The sequence below is a fragment of the Candidatus Burkholderia verschuerenii genome, assembly GCF_001189365.1.
In the GTDB taxonomy this organism is placed as follows: Bacteria; Pseudomonadota; Gammaproteobacteria; order Burkholderiales; family Burkholderiaceae; genus Caballeronia; species Caballeronia verschuerenii.
This window is the reverse complement of sequence record NZ_LFJJ01000070.1, coordinates 1-5426: the sequence shown is the minus strand read 5'-3', so window position 1 is coordinate 5426 and position 5426 is coordinate 1. Positions and strand designations below refer to the sequence as shown.

Genomic DNA, 5426 nt, shown 5'->3' with positions numbered 1-5426 from the left:
GGCGAAGTTCCAAACTCCCAGGAAACCATTCAGATCAATATTGCTTCTGGGAGTTCTGGGAAACACGATCTTCCGGCGGCCCCTTGCCACCCTTGACTTCGACTAATTCTGAAGGGCCGACTATTGATCGGGCGTGAGTCGTAAAAAAAGCCACCGAGACTCGCATCGCGGTGGCTTTTTTCATGCGGATTCGACGACGCTACCAGCCCTTCGGATCGCCGCCCAACTCCTTGCAAGTGTCGTAGGCGATGGCCTTCAGCTTCGCCTCGCCGATTTGCCCGGACAACGCGTAACCGACGCGATCCCACGCCCAGTAATACGTCGTGCGCGCGCCGTTGTGCAGATAGCGGATCTTGGTATCGTTGCGGCGGATCGTCGCCGTCGTCATGTACAGCGTGAGACGTTCGCCCGCCGCGTTCTGGTACATGAACAGCGCCGCCGGACCTTCCTCGCCCGGCAGCAGCCGACCGCCGACGAGTTGAAATCCGTACTCGCTCAGCGACGGAATCGTCACGCTGCGATTCAGGCGCTTGGACAACCACGTCACGAGATGATCCTGCTGCGACGCGCTCACTTCCACCGCGTGACGCTGCTCCGGCGCGTACACGGTATAGGCGACATCGGCCCGCTCGGCAAAGCGCGCGCGCTGCTCGCCGAGAGCCGGCAAGAGCATGTGCATCAGAAAACCGCACGCGATGCCCACGACCAGAAAGCATGCCGCCATCAAGTAACGCTCGCGGGCGCGCGGCCGCATCACGATCACTTGCGGTTCGGCCTGATTGGCGAACAGCGCGCGCAGCGCATTGTCCTGCGCGCGATACGCCGCGACGGTCGCCTCGCTCGCGGGATCGCCGGTGAGGCGCGTCTTGACCGCGTCGTGTTCTTCGCCTTGCAATTCGCCATCGACGAATGCGGACAGCGCCTGCAATGCGCGCTCGTCCGGCGTGGAGGGTCGGTCCGGGGTCGTCATGATCGGCTCACCACCTTCAGGGACGATGACGGCTTTTTAGCCGTTTCCTCGCCGAGCAGAACCCGCATATGCTCGCGCGCCCGCGACAGGCGCGACATCACGGTTCCGGTCGGCACGTTCAGCACCACGGATGCCTCCTGATAACTCATTTCCTCGACACACACCAGCAACATCACTTCCCGCTGCTCGACCGGCAGGCAATACAGCGCGCGCTGCACGTCGCGCAGCACGAGACCTTCGACTTCGCCGCGCGGCGCGGCCATCTGCCGCCAGGGCGCGGTTTCGTCGTCCACGGCGATATCGCGACGCCCCCGCAACTGGTCGATATAAATATTGCGCATGATCGTAAACAGCCACGCCCGCAGATTCGTGCCGGCCTGAAACGACTTCGCGCGATTAAGCGCGCGTTCGGTCGCGTCCTGCACGAGATCGTCCGCCCAGGCGCGATCGCCCGACAGCGCGCGCGCATAACGCCGCAATTGCGGCAGATGCGCGAGGAGTTCGTTCTCGAAGCTCAAGGCCGTGCGCCCAGGTTATCGCGTCGCCCGCCCGGACCGCCGATCGCTCGCCTCATGTTCCTGTCCGTTGATGAAAAAACCGGCGGACGCCGCGTTTTATTCCGCGCGCGTCCGCCTCGGGTCATGCCAAATGCGCGACGATGTCAGGGTTTGACGACGTGCCACATATTTTTGAAGTTGTCGCCGTTCATGTCGCCGGCCTTGGCGTCTTTCTTGAACGTGTACACGCGCTTGCCGTCGTAAGCCCACTGTTTGCCGCCGTCCGCGGACACTGTCGTCCACTTGCCGCTCGGCTGATCGGAAGCGTCAGCCATCGCGGCGGGCCACGCTTCCGCGCAACCGCCCGTGCAGGCGCTCGGCGAACCGGCCTTGTCCTTGTCGAAGGTATAGAGCGTCATGCCCTTGGAATCGACGGCCATGCCGTTCGACGCGGAGGGCGCGGCGGCAAAAGCCGTGGAAACGGCGCACACGGCGGTAGCGGCGCACGCGGCGATCAGGATTCGTCTCTTCATTTCATCTTCCTTGTGGTAGTTGTATCCGTAGAACGTTCGGTGACGCTGCGCTATTCCGCGGACGATGAAATAAATCGATGCGGCAGCGCCTCGCATCGGGTCGGCCTTCCATTCAAGACCATCCGCGCGCGTCTGACCAGTTGTTCACGAAAATTTCGTGGATGTCGATGAAATGACGACGCTTGCCGTTCTTATGCGCCCGCGGCCGCCGCATCGCTCCAGCGACGGGTGTCGCGCAGCGGCGGCGCGCCGAACAGGCGGCTGTATTCGCGGCTGAACTGCGACGCGCTTTCGTAACCGACGCGATGCGCGGCGGTCGCGGCATCGGCGATATCGAGCAAGCAGCATCAGGCGGCGCGCTTCCTGCAGACGCAACTGCTTCTGATACTGCAGCCGGCTCATCGCCGTCACGGCCTTGAAATGATGATGCAGCGACGACACGCTCATATGCATGTCGCGCGCGATATCCTCGACCCGCAGCGGCTGGTCGAAATGCTCGCGCAGCATCTGAATGGCCCGCGCGATGCGATGCGTCTGGCTGTCCTGCAGCGCGATCTTCCGCAGCCGCGCGCCCGAGCCGTTCATCAGCAGCCGATAGAGAATTTCGCGCTTCACCAGCGGCGCGAGAATGGCGACGTCTTCGGGCGTGTCGATCATGCGCAGCAGACGCAGCACCGGATCGAGCATCGAATTGCCGAGGCAATTGACGTACAGCCCGCGCGATGCGTCGGCCTGCGTGGTCGGCGGCAGGTTCTGGTCCTGAATCAGCGAGGTGATTTCCTCGACGTCCAGATCGAGCCGCACGCCGAGATACGGCTCCGATTCGCTCGCGACCGACACCTGCCCGCACACCGGCAGATCCACCGACGACACGAGGTAATGCATCGGATCGTAGATATAGACTTCGTCGCCGACCATCAGGCGCTTGGAGCCTTGCGCGATCAGCGCGAGCGCGGGCGTCTGGATGCCGTGTTTCGGCCCGCCCGGATTCATCACACGATGCAGGAACAGGCCGGGCACGGCGGTTTCCACGGTGCCTTCGCAGCCGGCGGTGAAACGGTCGATCAGCGAGACGAGTTCGAGACGGGCCTCGTCCAGCGCGGCGTCGAGCGCGCCGCCGCCGTGGCGGGTTTCGCGAGGTTGCTCGTGTGCGTCTTTGCCGTCGAGGCCGGGAGTGTCGTTTAGCGCCATGATTTCCGGAGGAATTTCGCTCTAAAGATAGTTCGCTAAGCTTACTCGCGCGAGGGCAAATCTGCTTACAGGCAGCGCCGGGGTTTGCAGAAACAGGCAATGATTCGACAGGATCAGGCTATGCCCCGCCCGAACGCCGGGCAGATACTGCACTGCCGGCGCGCACGGCTTCTCGCTGCATGGAGCGTGGCGCGCCAATCCAGTCACTCGGGAGCAACCATGCGCTACAGGAAATTCGGTAATACCGGCCTATTCGTCCCGGAACTCTGTCTCGGCACGATGACGTTCGGCGGCGGCACCGGCGGCATCTGGGACAACATCGGCGATTTGCAGCAGGCCGAAGCCGACAAGCTGATCGGCCGCTCGCTCGACGCGGGCATCAATTTCATCGATACCGCCGATGTCTATTCGGACGGCAAGTCGGAAATCATCACCGGACAGGCGCTGAAAAATCTGAATGTGCCGCGCGAAAACGTGGTCGTCGCAACCAAGTTTCTCGGCGAAACGGGCACCAAGAGCCCGAATTCGCGCGGCGCGTCGCGCTATCACATCATCGATAGCGTGAAGGCGAGTCTGAAGCGCCTGCAACTCGATCACGTCGATCTGTACCAGATTCACGGTTTCGACCCGGCGACGCCGATCGAGGAAACCCTGCGCGCGCTCGACACGCTCGTGCAGCACGGCCATGTGCGCTACATCGGCGTATCGAACTGGGCGGCGTGGCAAATCATGAAGGCGCTTGGCATTTCGGAGCGCCTCGGGCTGGCGCGATTCGAGTCGCTGCAGGCGTATTACACGATCGCCGGGCGCGATCTGGAGCGCGAGATCGTGCCGCTGCTCAACAGCGAAAACGTCGGCCTGATGGTGTGGAGTCCGCTCGCGGGCGGGCTGCTGTCGGGCAAGTTCACGCGCGAAGGCGGCAAGGAAGAAGGCAGCCGCCGCACCAAGTTCGATTTTCCGCCGGTGAACGTGGATTGCGCTTACGACTGCATCGACGCGATGCGGCGCGTGGCCGAGGCCAAGGGCGTGTCGGTGGCGCAGATCGCGCTGGCGTGGCTGCTGCATCAGAAGGCGGTGACGACGGTGATCATCGGCGCAAAGCGCGTCGAGCAGCTCGATGACAACATCGCGGCGACCAAGGTTCATCTCAATGAAGACGAACTCGCGGCGCTCGATGAAGTGAGCCAGTTGCCGGCTGAATATCCGGGATGGATGCTCACGCGGCAGGGGGAGTATCGGCGGAATCAGATGAAGGGGGAGTAATTTGAGAAATCGCGGCGTGCGTATCGCGCGCCGCGGTTTCGCGTGTTTTCAACCAGAGGCCGAATTGCCGCATCACCTCGACGACGGGCCGCACGCGCTCGCCGTCCTCCGTCAGCCGATATTCGACCTTGAGACCGGCACTTCCGGGAAAACCGTCCGCTGAATCAGCCCGGCCTCTTCCAGCGCTCGCAAATCCAGCGTGAGCATTCGCTGAGAAATGCCGTCGAGTTGACGGCGTAAATCGCTGAAGCGGCGTGGTCCATCGAGCAGATACGACACCAGCAACAGACGCCAGCGGCCGCCGAGCAGGCGCATGGATTCCTCGACCGAACATCCCGTGGCACTTTCTCTCATCGATCGATTTCCTCGCGGTATATATTTTGTGACCTTCGTACATTAATTTGCGTTATTCCATTTTCGAACGACACGCGGCATATTAGCGCACCGGCAATGCGTTCCGGCAGTCGAACTGAAAAGGAATAAATAACGATGAAGCTTTATCACGCGCCGGGAAGCTGCTCCGAGGCGATCCGTATTGTATTGCACGAGGTCGGTTTGACCGCCGATATCGTCAATGTCGACGCTCGCAAACATCTACTCGATAGCGGCGAGGATTTTTATGACATCACGGAATTGGGCTACGTTCCTTTGCTGGAACTGGACAATGGCAGCCGTCTACGCGAGGGCGCAGTCATCGCGCTTTATCTGGCCGATCACAGCCGCGCTGGGCAACTCGCGCCCGAACATGGCACGAGAGCACGATACGAGTTACTCGAATGGATGAATTTTCTGGCGACGGAAATACACAAAGGCTTTATACCGCTTTTATACGCCGTTGCGGCCGGTAAAAAGTCGGCCCTTCAGAATTAGTCGAAGTCAAGGGTGGCAAGGGGCCGCCGGAAGATCGTGTTTCCCAGAACTCCCAGAAGCAATATTGATCTGAATGGTTTCCTGGGAGTTTGGAACTTCGCC

The 5426-nt window shown here is 61.6% G+C and carries 4 protein-coding genes and 3 pseudogenes; 2 read left to right on the top strand and 5 right to left on the bottom strand.

Annotated features, from left to right (window positions below; all coding sequences use genetic code 11):
- Positions 1 to 199: 199 nt before the first annotated feature.
- The 4 genes and pseudogenes from BVER_RS14105 to BVER_RS14090 form a co-directional block, all read right to left on the bottom strand.
- Complete coding sequence (locus BVER_RS14105) at positions 200 to 970, bottom strand: anti-sigma factor family protein (protein ID WP_050453844.1); 771 nt, start codon at positions 968 to 970, stop codon at positions 200 to 202.
- Positions 967 to 1488 carry an RNA polymerase sigma factor gene (locus BVER_RS14100; protein ID WP_050453843.1) on the bottom strand — a complete coding sequence of 174 codons (522 nt, stop codon included), beginning with the start codon at positions 1486 to 1488 and terminating at the stop codon, positions 967 to 969. The genes BVER_RS14105 and BVER_RS14100 overlap by 4 nt, the downstream gene beginning before the upstream one ends.
- A 143-nt stretch (positions 1489 to 1631) precedes the next feature.
- The gene (locus tag BVER_RS14095) at positions 1632 to 2000 is read right to left on the bottom strand and encodes a COG4315 family predicted lipoprotein (protein WP_050453845.1); all 369 of its coding nucleotides are present in this window, start codon (positions 1998 to 2000) and stop codon (positions 1632 to 1634) included.
- Positions 2001 to 2191: 191 nt separating this feature from the next.
- Positions 2192 to 3191: pseudogene (locus BVER_RS14090) on the bottom strand (AraC family transcriptional regulator).
- 219 nt (positions 3192 to 3410) lie between these two features.
- Here BVER_RS14090 and BVER_RS14085 point away from each other — a divergent pair.
- Positions 3411 to 4454, top strand: coding sequence for an aldo/keto reductase (locus tag BVER_RS14085; protein ID WP_050453842.1), 1044 nt, complete (start codon positions 3411 to 3413; stop codon positions 4452 to 4454).
- Here the strand turns inward: BVER_RS14085 and BVER_RS14080 are convergent.
- Positions 4408 to 4808 (bottom strand): annotated as a pseudogene (locus tag BVER_RS14080) (winged helix-turn-helix transcriptional regulator). The gene BVER_RS14085 and the pseudogene BVER_RS14080 overlap by 47 nt on opposite strands.
- A gap of 135 nt (positions 4809 to 4943) precedes the next feature.
- On the opposite strand from BVER_RS14080, the pseudogene BVER_RS14075 reads away from it, so the two are divergent.
- Positions 4944 to 5303, top strand: a pseudogene (locus BVER_RS14075) (glutathione S-transferase N-terminal domain-containing protein); the annotation flags it as partial.
- Positions 5304 to 5426: the final 123 nt, after the last annotated feature.

Coding starts and splice junctions, on each gene's coding strand:
- BVER_RS14105 (WP_050453844.1), bottom strand. CDS start 970: ATGACGACCCCGGACCGACCCTCCACGCCGGACGAGCGCGCATTGCAG.
- BVER_RS14095 (WP_050453845.1), bottom strand. CDS start 2,000: ATGAAGAGACGAATCCTGATCGCCGCGTGCGCCGCTACCGCCGTGTGC.
- BVER_RS14085 (WP_050453842.1), top strand. CDS start 3,411: ATGCGCTACAGGAAATTCGGTAATACCGGCCTATTCGTCCCGGAACTC.